Annotated in this window: 19 protein-coding genes; 14 read left to right on the top strand and 5 right to left on the bottom strand. The window is 36.9% G+C overall.

What is annotated here, in order from left to right; genetic code table 11:
• Positions 1–17: 17 nt before the first annotated feature.
• The 6 genes from AAGF08_RS08190 to AAGF08_RS08215 all read left to right on the top strand — a co-directional run bounded on the left by AAGF08_RS08190 (position 18) and on the right by AAGF08_RS08215 (position 7907).
• Complete coding sequence (locus tag AAGF08_RS08190) at positions 18–1505, top strand: biotin carboxylase (RefSeq protein ID WP_343510668.1); 1488 nt, start codon at positions 18–20, stop codon at positions 1503–1505.
• A gap of 90 nt (positions 1506–1595) precedes the next feature.
• Entirely contained in the window at positions 1596–2576 is a 981-nt protein-coding gene (locus AAGF08_RS08195) for a C45 family peptidase (RefSeq protein WP_343510669.1), read from the top strand.
• A gap of 32 nt (positions 2577–2608) precedes the next feature.
• Positions 2609–3967, top strand: coding sequence for an NAD-dependent succinate-semialdehyde dehydrogenase (locus AAGF08_RS08200; protein ID WP_343510670.1), 1359 nt, complete (start codon positions 2609–2611; stop codon positions 3965–3967).
• 27 nt (positions 3968–3994) lie between these two features.
• The gene (locus AAGF08_RS08205) at positions 3995–5440 is read left to right on the top strand and encodes an APC family permease (RefSeq protein WP_343510671.1); all 1446 of its coding nucleotides are present in this window, start codon (positions 3995–3997) and stop codon (positions 5438–5440) included.
• A gap of 183 nt (positions 5441–5623) precedes the next feature.
• Positions 5624–6064, top strand: a complete 441-nt coding sequence (locus AAGF08_RS08210) for a hypothetical protein (RefSeq protein WP_343510672.1) — start codon at positions 5624–5626, stop codon at positions 6062–6064.
• Positions 6012–7907, top strand: coding sequence for an adenylate/guanylate cyclase domain-containing protein (locus AAGF08_RS08215; protein WP_343510673.1), 1896 nt, complete (start codon positions 6012–6014; stop codon positions 7905–7907). The genes AAGF08_RS08210 and AAGF08_RS08215 overlap by 53 nt, the downstream gene beginning before the upstream one ends.
• Positions 7908–7936: 29 nt before the next feature.
• On the opposite strand, the gene AAGF08_RS08220 is transcribed toward AAGF08_RS08215, so the two are convergent.
• Together AAGF08_RS08220 and AAGF08_RS08225 are read right to left on the bottom strand one after the other, a co-directional pair.
• Positions 7937–8773, bottom strand: a complete 837-nt coding sequence (locus AAGF08_RS08220; protein WP_343510674.1) for an SDR family oxidoreductase — start codon at positions 8771–8773, stop codon at positions 7937–7939.
• Positions 8774–8924: 151 nt separating this feature from the next.
• Entirely contained in the window at positions 8925–10976 is a 2052-nt protein-coding gene (locus AAGF08_RS08225; RefSeq protein WP_343510675.1) for a glutamine--tRNA ligase/YqeY domain fusion protein, read from the bottom strand.
• Between the two features lie 195 nt (positions 10977–11171).
• Here AAGF08_RS08225 and AAGF08_RS08230 point away from each other — a divergent pair, with 195 nt between their 5' ends.
• The 8 genes from AAGF08_RS08230 to AAGF08_RS08265 all read left to right on the top strand — a co-directional run bounded on the left by AAGF08_RS08230 (position 11172) and on the right by AAGF08_RS08265 (position 20375).
• Positions 11172–11912, top strand: a complete 741-nt coding sequence (locus AAGF08_RS08230) for a glucosamine-6-phosphate deaminase (protein WP_343510676.1) — start codon at positions 11172–11174, stop codon at positions 11910–11912.
• A gap of 101 nt (positions 11913–12013) precedes the next feature.
• Positions 12014–13339, top strand: a complete 1326-nt coding sequence (locus tag AAGF08_RS08235; RefSeq protein WP_343510677.1) for a sugar MFS transporter — start codon at positions 12014–12016, stop codon at positions 13337–13339.
• Complete coding sequence (locus AAGF08_RS08240) at positions 13324–14481, top strand: amidohydrolase family protein (protein WP_343510678.1); 1158 nt, start codon at positions 13324–13326, stop codon at positions 14479–14481. The genes AAGF08_RS08235 and AAGF08_RS08240 overlap by 16 nt, the downstream gene beginning before the upstream one ends.
• A gap of 22 nt (positions 14482–14503) precedes the next feature.
• Positions 14504–15841, top strand: a complete 1338-nt coding sequence (locus AAGF08_RS08245) for a Gfo/Idh/MocA family oxidoreductase (protein ID WP_343510679.1) — start codon at positions 14504–14506, stop codon at positions 15839–15841.
• A gap of 5 nt (positions 15842–15846) precedes the next feature.
• Positions 15847–16965, top strand: a complete 1119-nt coding sequence (locus tag AAGF08_RS08250) for a DUF5009 domain-containing protein (protein WP_343510680.1) — start codon at positions 15847–15849, stop codon at positions 16963–16965.
• 53 nt (positions 16966–17018) lie between these two features.
• Entirely contained in the window at positions 17019–18026 is a 1008-nt protein-coding gene (locus tag AAGF08_RS08255) for a Gfo/Idh/MocA family oxidoreductase (RefSeq protein ID WP_343510681.1), read from the top strand.
• A 193-nt stretch (positions 18027–18219) separates the two neighbouring features.
• Positions 18220–18699 carry a type VI secretion system tube protein TssD gene (gene tssD / locus AAGF08_RS08260; RefSeq protein ID WP_343510682.1) on the top strand — a complete coding sequence of 160 codons (480 nt, stop codon included), beginning with the start codon at positions 18220–18222 and terminating at the stop codon, positions 18697–18699.
• A gap of 155 nt (positions 18700–18854) precedes the next feature.
• Positions 18855–20375, top strand: a complete 1521-nt coding sequence (locus AAGF08_RS08265; RefSeq protein WP_343510683.1) for a GH3 auxin-responsive promoter family protein — start codon at positions 18855–18857, stop codon at positions 20373–20375.
• Here AAGF08_RS08265 and AAGF08_RS08270 read toward each other — a convergent pair.
• The 3 genes from AAGF08_RS08270 to AAGF08_RS08280 all read right to left on the bottom strand — a co-directional run bounded on the left by AAGF08_RS08270 (position 20359) and on the right by AAGF08_RS08280 (position 24319).
• Positions 20359–20970: a hypothetical protein gene (locus AAGF08_RS08270; protein ID WP_343510684.1), complete on the bottom strand. Its 612-nt coding sequence runs from the start codon at positions 20968–20970 to the stop codon at positions 20359–20361. The genes AAGF08_RS08265 and AAGF08_RS08270 overlap by 17 nt on opposite strands.
• Positions 20971–21280: 310 nt before the next feature.
• Positions 21281–22855: a CHRD domain-containing protein gene (locus AAGF08_RS08275; RefSeq protein ID WP_343510685.1), complete on the bottom strand. Its 1575-nt coding sequence runs from the start codon at positions 22853–22855 to the stop codon at positions 21281–21283.
• Between the two features lie 252 nt (positions 22856–23107).
• Positions 23108–24319, bottom strand: a complete 1212-nt coding sequence (locus tag AAGF08_RS08280) for a hypothetical protein (RefSeq protein ID WP_343510686.1) — start codon at positions 24317–24319, stop codon at positions 23108–23110.
• Between the last annotated feature and the right edge of the window lie 322 nt (positions 24320–24641).

A 24641-nucleotide genomic window follows, 5' to 3' on the forward strand; every position in this document is an offset into this window, starting at 1 on the left:
TCGATACAAATAAAAATATGACAACGACTAAAAAAGACATACCTACAAAACCAATTTTAAAAGGCATCTCGGACATTAGAAGGTTTTTTTATAAAAACGAAACACCAATTTACTTTATTAGCGCCACTAATTTTAATCTATTAGGTGCTGACGAATGGATTAAAGGTTTCAAATTCATTATGAACATCGAATGTTTTGATGGTCTTCATCCTAATGTTTTTGCACCGAAAGAAGAAATACCCCACGATGATTTTGAAAGTATTGAAGATATAAACAACTATCTACTTCAACACCCAGAAGTACAAGCTTATATCCAATCGAGGAAAGTAAAAGGAAAAGCAGGAAAGGCAATGTTCCTGATGTTTGATGAAAAAACAGAAAAGCTAGCTAAAAAGCTGGGGCTTGAAGTTATTTTTCCAAGCGCCAAGATGCGTAACGCTATGGATAATAAGGTGAACACTAATCGAATTGCTGAGAAAGCAGGGGTTCCATGTGTGCCTTACGTGTTATCTCCGGTTAATAATTACAAGCACCTGAGCGAAGTTTCAAAAAAGGCACTTGGTGATGATTTGGTGATACAAACTCCATTTGGTGATTCTGGCCATACCACCTTTTTCATTTCCAATGAAAAAGAGTATTTGAAATATGCTGAAGAAATTGAGCAGGAGGATGAAGTTAAGATCATGAAACGAATCAATTGTCGTGGATCAGCTATTGAAGCTTGTGTTACTAAGAATGGTACAATTGTGGCCCCTTTGATGACAGAACTTGTAGGTTTCAAAGAACTTACCCCTTATAAAGGGGGTTGGTGTGGAAATGAAATATATCCTGGGGCTTTTTCTCCTTCCATCAGGCAAAAAGCTAGAAAATACACCCAGCTATTTGGTGATCAACTTCGAAAGGAAGGTTATAAAGGATATTTTGAACTTGACTTCCTGATCGACCAAGATAATGGAGAAATATATTTAGGTGAATTAAACCCTAGAATAACAGGAGCCAGTTCTATAACCAATCATGCTGTTTTTGCTCTCGCAGATGCGCCGTTGTATTTATTTCATATTTTGGAATGGATGGACATCGATTATGATTTCAGTGTAAAAGCACTTAATGATCGTTGGGGTAAACAAGAAAACATTGACGACTGGAGTCAAATGGTAATCAAACATACTGAAGACACCATTGAATACGTTCATGAAGCACCCGCCTCGGGGATCTGGCATATGTTTGATAATGGACATATCAAATTTGATAGAATGGATACCCATAGAAGAGCAGTAGAATCTGAGAAAGAAGCCTTTTTCCTTCGAATTACGAAGAAAGGGGATTATCTATATGAAGGTGCTGATATGGGAATCTTGGTTTCAAGAGGTCGAATGATGACGGATGATTTCAAATTGACCACGAGAGCTAAAGGTTGGATTAACGCCATAAAATCCCAATATTCTTCAGAATTGATCGAGGATAAAAGAGAACAGAGTAAATTAAAGGGTAGCTTGACAAAATAAACTTAATCAATCCACTTTTAATTCTATGAAGTGGATTGAGTTTTATTTAACTCAAAAAACCACAGTTCTTTAAAGGATTAATTTATCAGAATGAAACGCTATTTCACATCTATTTCTGAGCCGATAGCAGATTATAAGTGGCGAAAATTATTTTATGAGCGATGGCCTGCCTATAAAACTTGGCTTAATTCCAGCAAGAGTATAATTGATTATAAAACATCTCTTGAGGCGCTTAAAAATTATATGCCCGAAATGGTTCCTATTCATGAGAACCTTTGTAATATGGTCAGTGCCGATGAACATGCCAGAACGTTTTTGACGGGATTTCAGCCTCCTGCTTATTTTAGTGCCTGTTCTCAGGCTGTTTCTACTTTAGGAAACATCGCCTTGATTCGAAATTATGACTACCATTTAGATCGATTTGAAGGAACAGTTTTAAATACCGCTTGGAGCGGTCGAAAAGTAATTGCCAATAGTGATTGCCTAATAGGAGTATTGGACGGAATGAACGAAGATGGGCTGGCTATCTCACTTACATTTGGAGGTAGACAAACGCTAGGCTATGGTTTTGGAATTCCATTTATTTTGAGATATATACTTGAATTCTGCACCACTGTTAAAGAGGCTATAGAGGTGCTTCATCATGTTCCTTCACATATGTCTTATAATGTCACTATAGCTGATAGAAGCGGGGAATACCGAACTGCTCAAATTGCTCCAGATAAGAAAACTATAATTTTTGAATCCGGATTTGCTACGAATCACCAAGGGGAAGCTGATTGGAAAGAAACAGCAGACTTTAATAAGACCAGAGAAAGGGCAACTTTTCTTCAGGCAATCTTGAACAGAGGATTCTCCATAGAAAAATTGACTAAGGTTTTTTTAAAACCTCCTCTTTATAACACAAATTTTTCAGAAGGGTATGGAACCCTTTATACAGCAGTTTATAAGCCTATTGAAGGTTTGGTAGAACTTCATTGGCCTCAGGATAAAATGATCCAAACATTTGATAATTTTACCGAAGTACACAAAGTAATCACATTCAATCACCACAAATCTATTGCAGTTTAATACTGCTTATTAGTATAATCAGCCCTTTACTTATGGAATTCAAGAGTGTAAATCCTTATAACGGAAACCTAATAAATAAACACCAAGCTCATTCTTCGGATGAAGTAAAATCCATTTTAGAAAAATCTCAAATAGCATTCAATTCCTGGCGAATAGTCCCTATAGCGGAGCGGGCAAAACTTATGATCAAAGCAGGGGAAATACTTCGGGAAAATGTAGAAACTTATGCTAAAATGATCACTTTGGAAATGGGAAAGCCAATCTCGGAATCAAGGGGTGAGGTTAATAAGTGTGCTTTAGCATGTGATTATTATGCGAAAAATACAGCGGCTTTTTTGGCAGACGAAATAATTGAAACTGATGCGAGCAAGAGTTTTGTAAAGCATGAACCTATCGGGCCAATTTTAGCCATAATGCCTTGGAATTTCCCATTTTGGCAAGTTTTTCGTTTTGCAGCACCGAGTTTGATGGCCGGAAATACTGGTGTTTTAAAACATGCTTCCAATGTGTTTGGATGTGCTAAAATGATTGAAGAAATCTTCCTTAAAGCTGGTTTTCCAAATGGGGTTTTTCAAAATCTATTTGTTGATCATGATGAAACTGAAAACATAATAGCAAATGATGCGATCAAAGCTGTAACGTTAACCGGCAGTGAACGTGCAGGATCTGCAGTGGCATCTTTAGCGGGGAAATATCTAAAAAAATCTCTCATGGAACTTGGAGGCAACAATGCATTTATAGTTTGGAAAGATGCCAATATTGATGAGGTAGTTAAAACCGCTATTACCGCTCGAATGATGAATTGCGGGCAAAGTTGTATCGCTGCTAAACGTTTTATTCTAGTAGATGAAATTTATGATGAGTTTGTATCAAAATTCCTAAAAGAGGTTGAAAAACTTAAAGCAGGAGATACGATGGACGATTCTACAAAAATTGGAACATTGGCCAGAGAGGACTTAGCGGATCAATTGCAGGCTCAAGTTCAGCAATCTATTGAAGCAGGTGCTACTTTGCTAGCTGGAGGGCGTCAAAAAGGAAGTTTCCATGAGCCCACAGTTCTGGGAAATGTAAAGCCAGGAATGCCAGCATTTGATGAAGAAACATTTGGGCCATTAGCTGCCATGATCCGTGCAAAAGATTTAGATGAGGCCTTTGAACTCTCAGAAAATTCAAAATATGGTTTAGGAGTTACAGTTTGTACCACTAATATTGACCTCGCTTTGCAAATGGCTGACAGAGTAAGTGATGGAGCTTATTTTATCAACGAATTAGTAAAATCAGATCCAAGATTACCTTTTGGAGGAACGAAGCGCTCTGGTTATGGAAGAGAGCTTGCAAAAGATGGGATGATGGAATTTATAAACAGGAAGACTATTTACGTAAAGGCTTAAAAAAGTAATCCGTAAATAGCTCCACTTATGAACCTTCAATCTGATTTTCAAAGACCAAAGTTGCATAAAGGTATTGGAAAAGCTGGGCTATTTAGCCTAGCTTTTGGTGCTATGATAGGCGTTGGTTGGGTTACAGCCATGGGTTCTTGGCTTTCAAATGCGGGCCCTTTGGGTGCAATAATCGCTTTTTTCTTGGGAGGACTTATCATATTGGTGATAGGAATTTGTTATGCGGAAGTTACCGCCGCATTGCCACTTTCAGGAGGAGAAGTAGCATATGCCTATAAAGCATTTGGGGTCTCAAAATCATTTGTAGTTGGATGGTTCTTGACCTTTGGCTATTTATCAGTTTCTGCATTTGAGGCTGTATCTATTAATAAAGTACTCAGTTATTTAATTCCCTCCATTGATTTCATCCCTATCTATTCAGTCAATGGAAGTACTGTATACCTTTTGCACATCATCATCAGTGCTTTCTTTGTGATAGTGATTAGTATCATAAATTACACTGGTGTAAGGAATTCTGCCAGATTTCAAGTAGGACTGACAATTTTATTCGTACTACTCACTTTTATTTTTGTGATTACTGGACTAGTTATGGGAGAGTGGAAAAATCTTACTCCTTTATTTTCCGGAAATTCATCGGGTTCCATAACTGCTGGTATTGCAATGGTATTGGTTACCGTACCATTTTGGTTTGTCGGGTTTGACACAATTCCGCAAGCAGCAGAAGAGGCAGATCAATCTATACCATTTAAAACCATTGGTTTACTCATACTTGTTTCTATAATTTCTGCTATATGCTTTTATATACTCCTTATTTTGAGTACTTCAACTGCCGCACCGTGGAATGAAATATTGAATGAAAAATTACCAACAGCAAGAGCATTTGAAAAGGCCACCAATTCGCCAATAATGGTAAAAATTATATTGGTTACAGCTTTAGTAGGCTTACTTACCAGTTGGAATGGCTTTTTTCTGGCCGGCTCCAGAGTTTTGTTTGCATTGGGAAGAGGAAAAATAATTTCACCTCAATTTGGAAAGTCACATCCAACATACCAAACACCATACAAAGCTGTTCTTTTCAGTGGTCTAATCACTTTTCTTGCGTCTCTTATGGGCCAAGGTGCAATGGTTGCATTTGTTAATGTTGGGTCCTTATGCATTGTAATTGCATTCTTCGGAGTTTCATTTTCTTTTTTAAATCTTCGAAAGAAATTCCCTAACATACATCGCCCTTTTTATGCCCCAAGCGGGAGATTTCTAGGCTTATTATCTATTTTGGGAACGCTATCTATGCTCACAGCTATGGTATTTCCAGGAAGCCCAGCAGCTCTTGCATGGCCTCTTGAATGGGGAATATTCTCGGCTTTTACTTTGCTAGGTTTGATTTTCTGGAAGGTTTCTGCTAAAAGTAGAAATAGTGTCTCTAAAAAAGAGCGGGATTATCTGATTTTGGATAACTACATTTAGTTTAACTTTTAAATGTAAATCCCTTATAACCAATACATTTTCAAATCAGATGTTTTATTGATTATTGGGGATTTATTTCTAATTTGAATAACCTCTTCTATTTTTTGAAAAGGAATACTATTCATTAACCAAAAATGATAGTAGAATATTTATACAATTTTTACTCACTAAGACTTCAAGAACATGTCAAAAAAGAAAGACACAATCATCACTTTATATGTTAATACAAAAGAGATAATAAAATGTAGCACCAAAAATACGGATAGAGACGAAATTTTACCATTTATTCTACTTTGTGATAATCATTATGATCACCCAAGCAGAGAGGAATTCACTAGCAATATTCATCCTAATACAAAGATTGCGTGGGTAGGTGCTGCGATGCATATTAAGGATAACAGTGAAGACTTTGTAATTGTGAAAAAAATCAAACCTCAGAAGGGTAAAAAACTCCTGAAAATTTACGATTCCAAATTAAGCTCAGGAAATACCCATGTAGATGGGCATGTTAGAAAAGTAAAACGCAAAAACTATCCTGAAGAGAGTTATTCTATTAAATTTTTAGTGAATCATGAAGGGGAAGAGAAAACTTTTACAATCGATCCCAAACTTAGAGTTATCTGATATTTTACAATTTCACTTTTCTATTTTGAGGACAATCTCAGCAATATTTGTGTTGTTTTTGGGTTTGAACTTAAGCTATGCTCAATCCACTGGTGAAGCTTTGGATCATCAAAACTTACTTGATAGCTTAAAACAGGTTTACTTTCTATCCGAAGAAAAAAACGTAAACCTCTTAGTAAATATGCTTCAAGAAGATCCAAATCCTGATAGCATGCTCAAGTATGGTCGTATTCTTCTTGATAAATCAATAAAGGATTCGGCAGATTTATTCACTTTTCAGGCATTCCTACACCTTGGAAATGCCTATGTTTTAAAAGGTGAACTCTCACAAGGTTTAGAGAATTACTTCCAAGGTATGAAATATGCCGAAGATGCAGGATATGAGGAAGGAAGAGGGAAATTATTTATTGCAATTGCAAACACTTATTCGCAAAGCGGGAATAGTCAAAATGCTACCGTTTATTATGGAAGAAGTATTGATATTTTAAGAGAAGGAAATGATTCTTTAGCATTGGCAAGTGCCATTTTTAACGCTGGTGATGAATATCTGACAATGGGGAAATTGGATTCTGCGTTACTTTATACGCAGGAAGCCCTAATAATATTCGGCAAGGTTAATTATCCTTTAGGTGAAGCATATTGCTTTGGGAATAAAGGGATGATCTTTGCTAAAAACGGGAATAATTCAGTAGCTGAAGAAAGCATCAATAATGCAATTAGCATTTTAGAAGAATATAAAGATTACTATCCCATATCCGTTTATCTTGAGTTTATGTCTTCCATTTATCTTGATAATGGAGACTTAACTCGAGCACTGAACTATGCACAAAGGAGTCTTGATTTAGCAAATCAGTATGGTATAAAAGATCAGATCAGTCAGTCGAATCTGACACTTTCTAACATCCATGAGCAAATAGGAAATACTTCAAAGGCTTTTGAATATTATAAAAACCATATTCTTTATCGCGATAGCGTCAATAATATCGATGCAGTCCAAGAAATGGCTAATCTGAGAACAGATTACGAAGTTTCTCAAAAACAGATCAAAGTTGACCTGTTGGAAAAGGAAGCTTTGATCAAAGACCTACAAACCAAAAGACAGCGATTTATAATATATGGTGTTTTGATTCTGTTAATTCTAGTGGCACTTCTAGCATTCCTTACATTTCGTAGATACCGCTATGAAAAAGAAACCAAACAAATCATAGAGAAAGAAAAAAATAGATCGGAAGAGCTATTATTAAATATCCTTCCAGCAGAAACGGCAGAAGAATTAAAGGAAAATGGTAAGGTCAAAGCTCAACGGATCAATTCTGCGACGGTTCTCTTCACGGATTTCAAAAGCTTTTCTGCAATTTCTGAACATATTACTCCGGAGCAACTTGTCAAAAGTATTGACTATTATTTCAAGGAATTTGATCGGATAAGCATGAAGTACAATCTTGAGAAAATTAAAACAATCGGCGATTCTTACATGTGCGCAGGAGGGCTTCCAATAGAAAATCAAAGTCATGCTAGGGATGTGGTATTAGCAGCAAAGGAAATGATGGCTTTTGTGAAAAAGAAAGTAGTTGATGACCTAACTCACTTCGAAATGCGCATCGGGATTCATACAGGCCCGATTGTAGCAGGAATTGTTGGAATTAAGAAATGGCAATATGATATCTGGGGAGACACAGTCAATATTGCTTCAAGAATGGAAACCAATTCAGTGCCAGGTAAAATCAATCTTTCTGAAACGACTTACGAACTTATCAAAAGTGAATTTGACTGTGAATATCGAGGAAGCATCGATGTGAAAAATCGCGGAATTTGGAAAATGTATTTCTTGAAAGATGTTTGAAAATCGTACTTACAGAAGTCTTTACTAACCTAATTCCAAAACTTCATCTTTTTCTTAAAAGATCGGATTTTCTTTAGAGGATGATTTCTGATGATTCTACGAAGAAGCCATGGAGAAAATCTGTTTATCCAAAGAGTAATTCCTTCAGAACCTCCTACATAATATTCTTCACTTCTTTTTTGTATGGCTCCAATCATTTTTTTTACTGCTTTTTCGACTGGGTAAGCTTTCAAAAAAGCAGTCTCTACTTTGCCATAATTTTCTCCTTTTCCTAAAACTGCATGAGCTGTTATTTCGGTTTGGATAATGCCAGGAATTATTACAGAAATGTAAATCCCAGAATCGACTATTTCATTTCTTAATGAATCATAAAAGCCGTGAAGCGCATGTTTTGGAGCAGCATAAGCCGCTAGCTTTGGTACACCATATTTTCCTGAAAGACTACTAATCACCACAATATGTCCAGATTTTTGAGATTCAAAATAGGGGAGCAATCCTTTGGTCAATGCCACTGAGCCGAAATAATTGATATTCATTAATTTCTGATCAATTTCTAATTCTGTATTTTTTGCAAAATCCCGGACGGCCATTCCGGCATTGTTGATGAGGAAATCTATTTTTCCTAAATAGCTTATTGCTTCATGTACTTTATCGGGGAGTTCGGATAGTTTTTCAAGATCTAAGGGTAAAACTTTCGCCGAACCGGGATTCCTCGGTAACTGGGCATTTACTCGTTTTAATTTTCCCTCATTTCTGGCGGAAATAATCAACTTTGCACCTAATGCAGAAAATTGATAACACATTTCCTCACCTATCCCAGAAGAGGCACCAGTAATCCATATTATCTTATTCTGAAAATGTGACATGGGTTTCAAAAAGGAACGGAAAATTTAAATCTCTGGGTTTCAGATAAAATCAATGTATGAAGTATAATATCAATATCAAAAATCATAAAAAAAGCTCGTTGGATAATTCCAACGAGCCTAACTTTCAAAATTTTTTAAAATTGATTCCTGTTTACTTATTTATGGCTTTTGCTTCCTCCACTAATTGCTCATTTCCATCCTCAAGCCCAGCTTGAATAAATTGATCTATTTCAGAATTTCTTTCTTGACCTTTGTTCAATAAAACACCAAGGGTGATCATCACACCAATTCTAGTCCCAACCTTTTTAGCTGCTGTATTGAATAAGGGTTCCAATTCATCATAAGTCACATCTTCAGCTAGTCTGGCAATATCTTCCCTTGCTGAAGTAAGTTTATCTCCTGAGAGGTTAGTATATTTCTTAGCTATCTTTTGTATTTCACTTATAGCGCTGCGCTGACCTTGCTGAAGATTGGCTCCTAAATTATTTTGTTTTGCTGGTTGGCCTTTCTGAGGTTGTGCTGAAGGCGCTTTTTTAGCCCACGAATCTCTCAAGCCCACTGTTTTATTGAAAACAATATTATCTGAGGAAGAATCCTTATCCAAAGTAAAATAACCCAATCGCTGAAATTGGTATTTATCATCTAATGTAGCATCCTTTAAAAAGGGTTCTAAATAGGCTTCTTTAATTATTTTTAGAGACTCGGGATTGACAAATTCCATAAAATTTTTGTCTTCATGGCTATCTGGAGCTTCATCCAGGAAAAGGCGGTCATACTCTCGAACTTCAGCTTTAATCGCATGCTGAATAGAAACCCAATGAAGTGTTCCTTTTACTTTTCTCATACTTGCCTCAGTTCCGCTCCCTGATCTAGAGTCCAAATCAGCAGTACAATGAATTTCTGTGATGTTACCATCCTGATCCTTCACTACAGATTCACCCTTAATGATGTAGGCACTCTTTAAACGAACCTCATTTCCTAAAGTCAAACGGAAAAACTTATTACCTGCTTCTTCTTTAAAATCTTCTCGCTCAATATATAGCTCTCGGGTAAATGGTACCTCATGAGTTCCTGAATCAGGATCCTCCGGGTTGTTTTCTGTAGAAAGCATTTCGATTTTACCTTCAGGGTAATTAGTAATAATCAATTTTACAGGATCAAGAACTGCCATTACTCGAGTTGCAGTCTTATTCAAATCCTCTCGGATGCAATATTCCAATAATGAAACATCAGTAACACTATCTCGCTTTGATATTCCCGAAAGATCACTGAAGTTTCGGATAGATTCAGGAGTATATCCTCTTCTTCTCAATCCTGATATTGTTGGCATCCTTGGATCATCCCAGCCCGAAACCGTTTTACTCTGTACCAATTCTAAAAGCTTTCGCTTACTCATCACGGTATAGGTCAAGTTTCTTCTTGCAAATTCCCTCTGAATCGGTCTCAGTTTGGTTGGGTCAATGATTTGATCCAAAAACCAATCATATAATTCCCTGTGCATCTTAAACTCAAGGGTACATAGCGAATGAGAAATCTGCTCAATATAATCCGACTCGCCATGTGTCCAATCATACATAGGATAAATACACCAGTCACTTCCTGTACGGTGATGAGATTTCTTTACAACTCTGTACAATATTGGATCCCGCATCAACATATTGGGAGAGGCCATGTCAATTTTGGCTCGAAGCACATAACTTCCCTGCTCAAATTCACCAGCTTTCATCCGTTCGAATAAATCCAGATTTTCTTGCACAGATGTATCACGGTAAGGACCAGCAACTCCTGGAGTAGTGGGTGTTCCTTTTTGCTCCGCCATTGCTTCTGCAGATTGCCCATCCACATAAGCCTTTCCTTCTTTAATCAATTGAATAGCCCAATCATACAGCTGTTGGAAATAATCTGAAGAATAACATTCTTCAGCCCATTTAAAACCTAACCATTGGATATCTCTTTTTATAGCATCAACATATTCCTGTTCTTCTTTTGCAGGGTTAGTATCATCAAATCGCAGATTAACCGGGGCATTATATTTTTCTCCTAATCCGAAATTCAGACATATGGAGGCAGCATGACCTATATGCAAATAGCCATTGGGCTCCGGGGGAAATCGAAAACGAAGTTTATCAGGAGATAAGCCTGCTGCTAAATCGTCTGCAATGATTTGTTCAATAAAATTAAGTGATGCGGATTCTTCAGTCATAGATCAAAATTGAATTTCAAAATTAAGTCAATTGGATGTATTTGCAACCGAAAAATGAAATTGCTTGGTCTGAAAATTATCATTTTAATTAGGATTTTTCTTGAAGTCATTTCGACCGCAGAGAGAAATGTCTTGTTTTATAATTTATTTCGATACTTTGAGAAGTAATTAAAAATTAATCTTGATCCGAATTCTATGAATTTAACTCAATGCCAAAACCCCGTGGAATTAGGTAATCTAGCTGGTAAAAAAGGGGGTATCTTAATCCGTGAGGCCATCGAAAAGCAGGGATTTGCCAATATCATTTTAGCCACAGGCACCAGTCAATTTGAAACCTTAAAACAATTGCTTTCAGAAAAGAATATCGATTGGTCTAAAGTGACTGTTTTTCACTTGGATGAATATATAGGTCTTCCAATTACTCATCCTGCAAGTTTTAGAAAATATTTATTGGAGCGTTTTTTCAATCATATACCTCAGTTAAAAGCTTATCACTTAATAAACGGAGAAGTAAATCCAGCTGAAGAATGTGTCCGTTTGGGAGAATTGATCAGCAAACACTCAATTGATGTCGCCTTTGTGGGGATAGGAGAAAACGGACATCTCGCTTTTAATGATCCCCCGGCAGATTTTGAAACTGAACATCCTTATATCATAGTGGACCTAGATCATGCTTGTCGAATGCAACAGCTAGGAGAAGGTTGGTTTCCTGATTTAGAGGCAGTTCCTCACAGGGCAATTAGTATGTCTATCCGCCAAATCATGAAATCAAAAGCAATTATTTGCTCCGTTCCTGATACCAGAAAAGCTTTGGCCATCAAAAACTGCATAGAAGGTCCAATCACTCCAGATTATCCAGCTTCTATTCTGCAAAGTCATCCCCATTATCAATTGTTTATAGACCAAGGTTCTTCGTCACTTCTTTCAGGTCATTGATCGGAAAAGTCTTGTTTTGAAAAGAAAAAATTTTGTATTTAAAGTAATTCTCAAATATTCATTTTGAGATTTCTTGAATTTGTTTTCAGCCCAAAAGAACTATGTCCTCAAAATCAGTGGCCGTAAAAGCGGAATCATTAAGCCAAAAAGACACTTGGATATCAATAGCAATAATTGGAGTCTTATTTTTTGTTTTTGGTTTTGTATCCTGGATTAATGCAATCCTCATTCCATATTTCAAAATAGCTTTTACGCTGAGCAACTTTGATTCCTATCTAGTCGCTTTCGCTTTTTATATTTCCTACCTGGTAATGTCTGTTCCTTCTTCTTACTTGCTCAAAGCGGTTGGTTTTAAAAAGGGGATGATGTATGGATTTTTCATAATGGCAGTCGGAGCTTATACCTTTATTCCTGCTGCTTTGGGAAGAACTTATGAAGTGTTTTTATTAGGCCTTTTCACATTAGGTACAGGGCTGGCAGTACTACAAACAGCTGCCAACCCTTATGTAACCATATTGGGACCTAAAGATAAAGCGGTGCAGCGCATCAGCATCATGGGAATATTCAATAAAGGAGCAGGCATATTAGCACCTATTATTTTTGCTGCAGTGGTTTTGAGAGTGGGTGATACAGAACTTTTCAACCAATTGGAAACAATGGGTGAAGTGGAGAAAAATGCTGTGTTGGATGAATTGATTCGAAGAGTAATTACTCCATATGCTTTTGTAGGTACCGTTTTAGTGGGATTGGGGATTTTGGTACGTTTTTCACCACTTCCGGAGATAGATACCGAACATGAAAGTGAGGAGCTTGCCGAGGCTAATTCCAGCAAAAAATCAATACTTCAATTCCCACATTTGATTTTAGGTGCTTTAGCTATTTTTCTCCATGTCGGTACGCAAGTAATCGCAATAGATACCGTTATCGGTTATGCTAATTCATTTGGGATTGGGTTAATGGAAGCGAAAGTCTTTCCATCTTTTACTTTAGCATTTACCATCATTGGTTATCTGATAGGGATTTCACTGATTCCTAAAGTGATTTCTCAAGTTAATATTTTAAGAATATGTACCCTTTTAGGTACGATATTCACCCTATTGATCATCTTCACTTCAGGTGAGGTTACTCTTTTTGGTATTACTTCAGATGTTTCAATTTGGTTTGTTGTACTTCTTGGACTAGCCAATTCCTTGGTTTGGGCAGGGATTTGGCCCTTGGCTTTAGATGGACTTGGCAGGTTCACCAAACTCGGGGCTTCAATTATGATTATGGGGCTTTGTGGAAATGCAATCATGCCTTTGATTTATGGAGCCTTGGCAGATAGTTTTAATGTTCGAATAGCTTATTGGGTACTTTTTCCTTGCTATTTGTATTTGGTTTTTTATGCAGTTTATGGACATAAAATCAGAACATGGAAAATGATCTGACATTAATAGGACGTTCCTATTTAAATGGTAAACCATTGGAAATCAATATTTCTAATGGTAAAATCTCCGCAGTTAAACCAGCATCAGGTATTTTTCCTGAGGATATTTACATTGGTCCCGGACTATTCGATATTCAGGTCAACGGGTATGCAGGTTTGGATTACAATGAGATCCAAAAGAATCTTATTGACTTGGCAAAGATCTCTAAAAAGCTCTATGAGCAAGGTGTTACGAGCCATTTTCCAACAATTATTACCGCTAGTCCTGATCAATTTTCAAAATTGATTCATCAGGTTATGCAGCTACGTGAACTTGATGAATTGGCCAAGGAAAGCATAGCAGGACTTCATATCGAAGGTCCTTTTATCTCGCCTGAAGATGGTCCACGCGGAGCACATCCCCGTGAGCATGTGATACAACCTAACTGGGGTTTAATCGAGAATTGGCAGAAAGAAGCAGAGGGATTGATTCGGATGATCACTTTTTCTCCCGAATGGGAAAACTCAGTTCAGTTTGTCGAATCCTGTGTCAAGCACGGAATTTTAGTCTCTATTGGTCATACAAATGCAAGTCCAAAACAAATAGTAGATGCAGTGAGGGCCGGAGCTAGTCTTTCTACTCATTTAGGTAATGGAATGCATCCAACCTTAGCCAGACACCCGAATTATCTATGGTCCCAACTTGCTGAAGAAGGACTTTCTGCAACAATAATCGCTGACGGTTTTCATCTTCCTAGGGAAGTTATCAAGGTATTTAAAAAGGTAAAGGATAAAAATTTAATTCTAGTAAGTGACTCTGTTTCACTGGCAGGAATGCCTCCTGGTGACTACAATAGCCCAATTGGAGGGGAAGTAACCTTGACTTCTGAGGGAAAATTACATTTAAGTTCAAATCCAAAAATTCTTGCAGGGTCAGCAATGAACCTAAGACAAGGAGTCACTTTTCTTCTAAAAAATAATCTTGCGACCATTCAAGAAGCTTGGGAAATGGCGTCAATAAGACCCTATCAACTTTTCGATAAAGGTTTTGACTCATTTATGGTTGGGGAAAACGCGGACTTGGTAGTGGCAAGAATTAATATTGATAAGCATTTTCAAATACTAAAAACCATCAAAAACGGAACAGTAGTTTATTCCACTTAACCCTTGTTCAAAAAATCAACTTATGAAAAACGAACCTAAACGCCGAAAATTCATAAAAACAGCCACAACAGGAATAATGGGATTAGGAGCGATGTCCTCTACTTTTGGCTTTAATATTTTATCTGAATACCCCTTAAAAGATAAATATCGGGTTGCTGTAATCGGGGTGAACAGTAGAGGTTCCCAACACATTCAAGCTTTCGCCCAAATTCCAAATGTTGAAATCGCTTATATCTGCGATGTGGACTCTAGGGCTCGAGAGAAAGGAATTGAATTAGCAAAGACTTTAGGCGTAAAAACTATACCTATAGGTTTGGGAGATTTTCGAAAAGCATTGGAAGATCAAACGCTGGATGCGGTTTCAATCGCCATGCCCGACCATTGGCATACACCAGCAGCAATGATGGCGCTTCAGGCTGGCAAACATGTTTATCTGGAAAAACCTGGATCACATAATCCTGCAGAATCCGAACTTCTAATAGAAGCTACTAAGAAATATGGGAAAATAGTTCAGATGGGAAACCAGCGAAGGTCCTGGCCTAGGGTTCAGGAGGCAATTCAAGAACTTCATTCTGGGGTTCTAGGCCATACTTATTATGCCAGAACTTGGTACACAAATACACGACCATCTATTGGGAAAGGTGAAATTACCTTGCCTCCTGATTGGTTAAATTATGAGCTTTGGCAAGGTCCGGCACCAAGAGCTGATTATAAGGACAATTTAATTCACTATAACTGGCATTGGCATTGGCACTGGGGAACGGGGGAGATTGTGAATAATGGCGTTCATTTTTTGGATTTAGCCAGATGGGGACTACAGGAAGATTATCCAATCAAGGCCTATTCTAGCGGAGGGCGATATCAATACAATGACGACTGGGAAACTCCAGACACGCAGATTGCATCTTTTGATTTTGCAGACGGTAAATCGATTGCCTGGGAAGGGAGAAGCTGCAATGGCAGAGATATCAATGGTATGGGGTCCGGTGTGTCTTTTCATGGTGAAAACGGGACTTTGGAACTGCTTAACAATTCATATAAAATCTATGACAATAAAAACAAGCTGATAAAATCTGCAGAGCCCACCACTAACACAGTTGTAGATCAAAAAGGTGCAGGGTTTGATATGGATATTGCACACTTCACCAATTTCATTAATGCAATTGACAAAGGAGAAAGCCAAATCTCTCCTTATCCTGAGATTCAGAAAAGTGTTTTGCTTTGCCATTTAGGCAATATTTCCTACAGGACGGGTCGAGCTTTAGAAATTGACCAAAGTTCAGGTAGAATTGTGAAAGATAAAGCAGCTATGAATCTGTGGGGCCGGGAATATGAAAAAGGATGGAAACCTAAAATCTAATCCACATGGCATTAAGCTTAACACCAAAATCAAAACGCCTTACTTCTATTGATGCATTAAGGGGTTTTGACATGCTGATGATTTGTGGGGCAGATGCTTTTTTCTCTAGCCTTGAAGGAAAAACTTCATGGGGCTGGCTAAATGGACTTGCTCTTCAATTTGAGCATCCAGAATGGATTGGCTTTACCTTTTATGACTTTATTTTTCCTCTATTTCTTTTCATTTCAGGTGTATCTATACCCTTTTCAATAGGAAAGGCATTAGAAACCGAAGTTCCTAGAAAAGAGATTTATAGAAAAGCCTTTATCCGAATGCTGATGCTGATAGGGTTTGGCTTATTGGTTAAAAATGCTCCTTTTCCTTTTTTCGATTGGGAACAAATTCGATTAGGATCAGTATTGGGTAGAATAGGGATTGCTGGCTTTATCACTATTTTTCTTTTCTTAAATTTTGACTCGAAAAAACGACTTTTAATAGCAGGAGCGATTTTATTGGTCTACTATGCTGCAATTTTCCTGATTCCTGTTCCTGGATTCGGAGCTGGTAACCTTAGTTTTGAAGGTAATTTAGTGGGATGGTTTGATAGAAATTTCCTCCCTGGTAGATTACTCCAAGGACAATATGATGAACTTGGGATTTTGACAACTTTTCCTGCAATCTGCCTTACAATTTTAGGGGCTTTCGCTGGAGAAATCCTTAAAAATTACAGCCTTTCTCAGAACCAGAAACTAAAGCGACTACTTTTAAGTGGGTTCATCTGCGTTGTTCTAGCTCTTATTTGGAACTTTCACTTTCCGATATTTAAGAGGTTATGGACAAGTTCCTATATTCTATTGACAGGTGGAATGGCATTTCTAAGCCTTGGTTTATTTTATTTGGTAATCGATATTCTCAAATTTCAGAAATGGGCATTCTTTTTCGTAGTAATAGGGATGAATAGTTTGACGATTTACCTCATTTACCGATTCGTTAGTTTTAGAAATACTTCAAGGCTTCTATTTGAAGGACTTTACAAACCTTTAGGGGAAAATTGGTTTCCAGTCATGGAAAGTTTGGGAGCTTTACTTTTAGTTTGGTTATTCCTTTTTTTCCTTTACAAAAAGAAAATATTCTTTAAGGTTTGATTTATATTAATACTTTAAATATAATTTAATTAATAATTGAATATCAATAATTTATGAAATTAAATAGAAGAAGGTTTATTAAAAATTCAACCGTATTGGGAGCACTTTCCACCTTTGGAATATCTCCTTTTTCACTATCAGCTTCACCAAAAGTAGATCCCATTAAAATTGGAATAATTGGATTGGATACTTCTCATTCACCTGCATTCACCAAACTTTTTAATGCAGAAAATCCAATAACTGAATTAGCAGGATTTAAAGTGGTAGCAGCCTATCCTTACGGAAGTAAAGATATAGAATCAAGCTATTCCCGGATCCCTGACTACATCCAACAAGTCAAAGAATTTGGAGTAGAAATTACAGACTCCATTGAGGATTTATTAGAAAAAGTAGATGTGGTTTTACTGGAAACAAATGATGGAAAGCCAAGGTTCGAACAGGCAAGGAAAGTGATCCGAGCCAAAAAACCTTTCTTTATTGATAAACCAGTAGCGGCAAGTTTCGCAGATACAAAAGAAATCTATAAAGAGGCAACTGAAAATCAAGTACCAATTTTTTCTGCATCCTCTTTAAGATATATGAAAAATGCCCAGGCGGTGAGGCACGATTCTAAAATCGGAAAGGTACTTGGTTGTGATTCATTTAGTCCCGCCACATTGGAAGCAGGTCATCCGGATTTGTTTTGGTATGGAATACATGGGGTTGAAATTCTTTTTACAGTGATGGGACCAGGGTGTGAATCGGTAACCCGGACAAGTACGGGAGAAACAGATATTGTGGTTGGAAAATGGAAAGATGGAAGAATTGGTACATTTAGAGGAATGAGGGCTGGAAAACACGAGTATGGAGGAACGGCTTTCGGATCGGAAGGAAACTTGGTGCTCGGCAAATATGAGGGCTATGAACCCTTGGCAGAAAAAATTGCTGAGTTTTTTAAATCCGGCATTTCACCGGTAGATTCTACTGAAACTTTAGAAATCTATGCCTTTATGGAAGCTGCCGATGAAAGCAAAAGAAGGGGAGGCGAAGCTGTTGAAATTCGCTCTATACTTGGAATCTAAGTACTTTTTTCAAATTATTCGCATGTCTGTATAAATTGTCATTCCGAAACGAAGGCAGAAACCATATTTTTTTTTCGAATAACACTTCTTTAAGATTTGGCTATATAAAAATATTTTCAGCCATCGTTATATGCCTGATTATTAATCTATTAATGGCAATTTTTCTTATATTAAATAATAAAACCAAAAATTCATGTCACATCTAATTGTTTTAATACTGGAAAGTTCTCGAAATGGAACCATTTCTGGTTCTGTAAACCGATCAGGTTTTGAAGGTCTTATTGAAGTCTATTCCACAAGTCATGAAGTATCCTCAACTGATTCAAACCAAAGCGGAAGACGTGCCAGAGGCAGAAACAAGCATGAGGCACTGGAAGTAACCAAAGGTATTGATAAAGCCACTGTGCTATTATATGATTCCTGGGACAAAAATGATCAAATTAATTTATTTCGATTGGAATGCTATAACACCGGACTTGAAGGTGTCTTATCCCTGTATTACACGATAGAATTAGAAAATGCCAGAATTACTTCCATTAAGCAGCAATTAGCAAATCCTGCATTATCTCCTGTTCCTGAATTAGAAATTATATCTTTTGCATACAGGAACATTAGTTGGCGATTTGCTGATGGGAATCTAGAAGCTTCAAGCGGGGTTTCTCCGAATGTTTAGATAAGTTTATCCTTCAAAGCAGGCAAAACCCTCTGGCTAAATCAAAATTATAAGTTATCTGTCTTCTTTCTATTCATACCATGTGAAGTCATTTAGCCAATTTTTTCTTCTTAAAGGCATAGCCTTTGTTCTCTTAGATTAATAAAAGAATTCAAATGGCCATTATTGGAAAGCTCGTAAAAGCTGGTTTAGATATAACTGCTAAACTTCAATCCGAAGAGGAAAACCCGAAAATCTCTCAAGAAAATCAACTTCGTGAACTTTTAACACAAGCAAAGGACACTGTCTTTGGTAAGTATTATGGTTTCTATGAAATTTTGAAGTCAAAAGACCTTATTTCAAGCTTTAGAAATGAAGTGCCAATTTTTAACTACAAGGAGATAGATAGCAAGTGGTGGCACAGGCAGCAACGATTGGAAGATATTACCTGGCCTGGTAAACCTGATTTCTTTGCAAGAAGTAGTGGTACAACAGGCAAAAAAAGTAAGCGAATTCCTATTACTAATGAATTTATTGCTTCTATGAGATCGGTTGGGACCTCAATGATCAGTTCGCTTCATGAATTTAGCTTTTCTGAGTCCCTCTTTGAATCTGAGGTTTTAATGTTGAGTAGTTCAGCCAATCTGGACAAAAATAAACATGGGTTTCAAGAAGGGGAGATTTCAGGAATCAACGTGAGTAATTTCCCCGAATGGTACCAAATTTTCTACAGACCAGGAAAAGAAATCGCTTCTATTAATGATTGGGATGAAAGAATATCTGCTATTGCAGATCAAGCACCCCAATGGAATATAGGAGCTATTGCAGGGATTCCTTCATGGGTACTTCTTATGCTACAAAAAATCATAGAAAGACATAATCTTAAAAATATCCATGAAATCTGGCCAAACTTTCAGGTATATGCTTCAGGAGGAGTAGCTTTCGAAACATACAGGGAAGATTTCGAGGCTATTTGCGAAAAACCTATCACCATATTGGATACCTATTTGGCCTCTGAAGGCTTTATTGCCTATACCAGTAAACCAGATACCTTGGCTATGAAATTGGCCCTAAACCATGGGTATTTTTTCGAGTTCATTCCATTTGATAATAGGGGAGTAAATGAATCAGGTGAAATATTGAAAAAGCCAATGGTTCTAGGTATTGATGAAGTCGAAGTGGGGCAGGAATACGTGTTATTGTTAAGCTCTTGCGCTGGTGCATGGCGCTATATCATTGGCGATGTGATCCGCTTTGAAAGTCTAAATCCTCCTCAGATAAGAATTACAGGTCGAACCAAATTCTTTTTAAATGTGGTAGGATCCCAGCTTTCGGAAGAGAAAATGGATAAAGCTATTTTGAAATTAGCTGAGCTATATAAAACCACCATAAATGAATATATGGTTGCAGCAATGAAAAATGAAGATGGAGATTACATGCATCAATGGGTAATTGTTTCCGAAGTAGATGCGGAAGGCTTATCAGAAAAACTGGATGAACTTTTGAAATCAGCGAATAAAAATTATGCAGTTGCACGATCCAAGGCACTTAAAAGTATTTCTTTAAAAGTTATTTCTAAAAAAATGTATACCAGTTATTTATCACAAAAAAATAAAAAAGGAGGGCAAACCAAAACACCCAAAGTGATGAAGCCGGAAAAGATGGAAGCGCTTCTAAATTTTATAAATCAATTTTAGGCAAAACAGGGGTTCGATCGTCAGGACAAAGTTCTGCACCTCTTATAGACATATAAAACTTCTTTATCTGATCCTGATATTTTGGAGAAATAAAATCATTTTCCAATAGGTATTTTTTGGTGGCTATTATTTCCTTTTTAAAACCATATCTGATCGCAATACTATCTGCTTCATGCTCACGCTCTCGCTTGTATTGATCAGAAATAGAATATCGGATACCATAGGCAATCATTCCCAAATTAGAATGATTTTCATAATCAATCATATGGCCAAGTTCATGCGCAAACCAACCCCTCAACACTTCTTCGGGCAAATCAGCAACATTTAGTTCGCCAGAATCTAAAACCCTCTCAGCAACATCCAATCTATACCCTCTTTTCGTACCAAAAACCTGGCTGAAATCAATCACTGGTTGTGCCTGCATCGTAGAACCGGCCAGACGCTTTTGAACTACTTCAAATCCATAGCGATGAAGTGTTTTGTATTGCTGCCAGACTTCCAGAAAGGCATTTTTAATTTTTCCATTGATTCCTGAAGAGAAGGCAAGCGAGTTTTTGACCTTAGAGTTTTCATTGTCAGATTTAAGAGAAAACATTGCTAAAACTGTTAGAAATACTAGACCTATATAAACTTTGTAATTGTGTTGCATTATCCTTTAAGGTACAAAGAACATACCAGCGATGCCAGAAGAAGAAATTAGAAAGAATCCGGTTTTTGGTTTAGAATTAATTGACTATCAATTAAAATCTTGATATTAATATTTCTAAAATCATCCTTTTTAGAGCTCAGTAACTCAATTCAAAATTGAAAAGGGAGATATTTCATTTACTTATCAAACATTAAGTATTACCAAAAAAAGCCCAAGTTTTAAAACCTGGGCTTTCTAATATTCAACTTATTTAAAATTAATTCGAATTACTTCCGATGTTTCCTTGGGCAACAACTACTCCAAGTTCATCCATAGAAAGGTGCACATTGATATAACCGTTAAATTCTAACAATCCATCAAATGTAATGGCTGTCATGTCATCTAAAGCAACAATATTTGTCATACTCATACCGGTGGTTCCATTGACTGGATTAAATGTGAATTTAAAACCTCCACCCATATCAGCAGTATTTTCATGGATATGAACCGGATGACTACTTCCTACAATCGTATTTTGAACTTCCAAAATAGCTAAGGTAGATCCATTTGCGCGCTCTTTGAAGGTGGCTGTTCCATTGATGCCTGGGACATCTTTTTCAGCCAAAACATAGGTTTTTGATTCTCCGGTCAATTCATTTTGTCCAATATCACCTTGCGCAACTAATGTCCCGAGTTCTTCGGCAGAAAGGTGTACATTAATATATCCGTCAAAATCCATAATATCCTCATAGCCAACCATCATACCGTCATCAAGCATAGAGAAGTTAGTTTGGCTCATTCCTGTCATTCCATTAACTGGATTAAAAGTGAATAAAATACCACCTCCTTCATTGGCTGTATTTGCATGAATATGAGCAGGGTGAATTCCGTTATCAGGGGTATTCATCAACTCGAGTATTGCCAATGCTTCCCCATTCATTCGCTCTTTAAATGTAGCCGTTCCACTGATTCCATCCACATCCTTCTCACCTAATACAAAGCTTTTTTCTTCTCCTGTCAACTCATTTTCACCTATATCCCCTTGAGCAACCAGAGTTCCTAATTCGTCTGCAGAAAGGTGAATGTTTATATATCCATCAAATTCTAATAATTCATCATATGTAATTTGTGTATTATCGTCCAAAGATGAAATATTAGTAACACTCATTCCGGTAGAACCATTAACAGGAGTAAATGATACGGCAATAGCACCTCCTTCTGCTGAGGTATTAAAATGTATATGTCCAGGATGCATTTCACCATCGGGAGTCCCTGTCAGCATGATTTTAACTAGGGTCTCATCATTAATTCGCTTGCTAAACGTTGCTGTTCCGCTAATACCGGGTACCGCTACAGTTCCAAGATTATAAGTTTTAGATTCTCCTGTTAGTACATTTTCTCCAATATCACCTTGGGCGACTAGAGTCACTAAATCGGAGCTTGAGGCATGCACGTTGATATATCCATCAAAATTAATTAGCTGTGAATAGGAGATAGGCGTTCCATCATCCAAGGTGCTTACAGTAACACTGCTCATTCCCGTTCCTCCCATAACAGTACCAAGTGTTAGTGCAATATCTCCGCCTTCTGCTGCCGTATTAAGGTGAATATGCGCAGGGTGCATTGCTCCGGAAGAAGTTCCCGAAAGCATTAAATTGATAGTTGTAGTATTATCATCATTCTCAATAAATTCAGCTTTTCCAGAGATACCCGGATTGGAAACAGATGCAAGATTAAAGATGGAACTGGATCCTGTCGGCATAGGTATAGGATCTATTTTGTCATCGCAGCTAATGAAAATAAGAGAAAAGATAAATAGTATTCCTCCCATTAAAAGTTTTGAATAATTCATTTTCGTAAGGTTAGTTAAAATTATAAACCAGTAAAGCTTCCAATTTTATTGGTCGCGTTATCAGTTACGAAGTGACTATTCGCTTTGGATTTAGGGAAAGTAAATATTTTTGTAATTATCTGATTTCAAGGAGTAATTGGGCAAAAGAAAATCCAAAGCCATATCTGACTTTGGATAAAATCTTAGGTTTGATTCGGATGTAAAACCTTGAAATAAATTACGCCCTAGGTACTAATAATTAAATGAATTGAATTAAGGAGAAACAATAATAGGTAACTGTGCTTCAAATAGGTCAGCAAATTTTTTACTACTCATTATATGACCTTGTTTCCTAGCTTTTTCTGCTAGTTGGTTTCCCCATTTGGCAGCAGCCATCCTTTGTAGAGGAGTACCATGGTGTCCGGGATCTCCGAATTCACAATCGCCTAGAAGGAAAAAAACCTCAAGAAATTGTTGAACTCTTTTCCATTGCATGCTAGCTCCGCGTGCATGGGAAAGATAGTAGGCTGCATAAGCATCTGCCATTAACTCAACTCTTCTGGAAGCCTCAGCGAGATCAGTTGTAGGACTATCAACAATATTTAGTTTAAACTGGATTTGATGGGCAAATTCATGAGCCAAAATAGCCTTAGGAGCTATATCATTAAAGCCCAAAGCAGCAAAACCTTCCAAAAAACCATCTCCCAAAATAATTTTATTCGGAAGATCTTCTCCCATAAAATTCAAACCTTCCAGGGCCAAGGCATTTAAAGTAAAATTAGGATGATCACCATTTCTATATTCTGGGAAAGTTTCCAATAAAAACGAAATGGCATCTGCTAAATTTTCCGCACTTTCAGGGCTTAAGCCAAAAAAATCGGTGTATGTCCTGATTAGTTTTTCTCTTTCCAGAAGTATATTTCCATGCATTGCAGTCAAAACAATATCATTAGAAGGAATATCCCAAAAGCGTTTCAAATCTTTAAAGGTCTTATTCACAGATTGAGTAAATTCTCCATCCTTTCCGAAATATTGATCTCGAGTATTATTTTCAAAAAGAAGTGCATTATAGGTCGGCAAAACATACATTAAGGTGAGTTCTGCAAAATTTCTAGAAACACTACTCCAATCTGAATTTTCTTCCTCTAGCCATTCCGTATAATCCGTCGGTCCACAAGGAGATGGATTGACTACTTGTAAAACCCTTTCGACTATTTCCAGATAATTGGGTCCTGAATTGGCTCCCAAGCCCTTCATTCGGGCCGATTCTGATCCATTTTTTAATCTAGAGTTCGTTCTTATTAGTAGCTCCCCAAGTTTTGAAAAATCTTGAATAGTTTGGCTTTCATTTCTTTCTGTATAAAGTAATTCTGGAGCAATTGGATCAATTTTTTCACTTGGCTCTAATTCGCAAGATGTAAGAATCATAAAAGACAGAGCGAAAAATCCAAATATGATTCTTTTTAGTTTTTTGGGATTGGTCATTAGATTTTGAAGTAAAGACACTTTTAAAAAAACTCTAAAATAAAAAAGGCACTTAGAAAATACTTAATGCTTTTTTTAAGGTACGAAATGTATAATAATTTATTTGAAATACATATTTATTAATTCAATAGATTTCAAAAAAATAGAAAAACCTTCTTTTTTACCGATCAAAATTCCAAATCTTCATCAACCAGGTCAAGATATGGCTATAATGGTTTTTGATTATTCTTATAAATTCGTAGCTAAAAAATCACTTCACTTGTTTTGAGAAAATAGAATAAACGATTGAGAATAGGTTAAGACCTGAGAAATTAGTCTTGTT

The organism is Algoriphagus sp. SE2, from assembly GCF_039563885.1.
GTDB lineage: Bacteria > Bacteroidota > Bacteroidia > Cytophagales > Cyclobacteriaceae > Algoriphagus.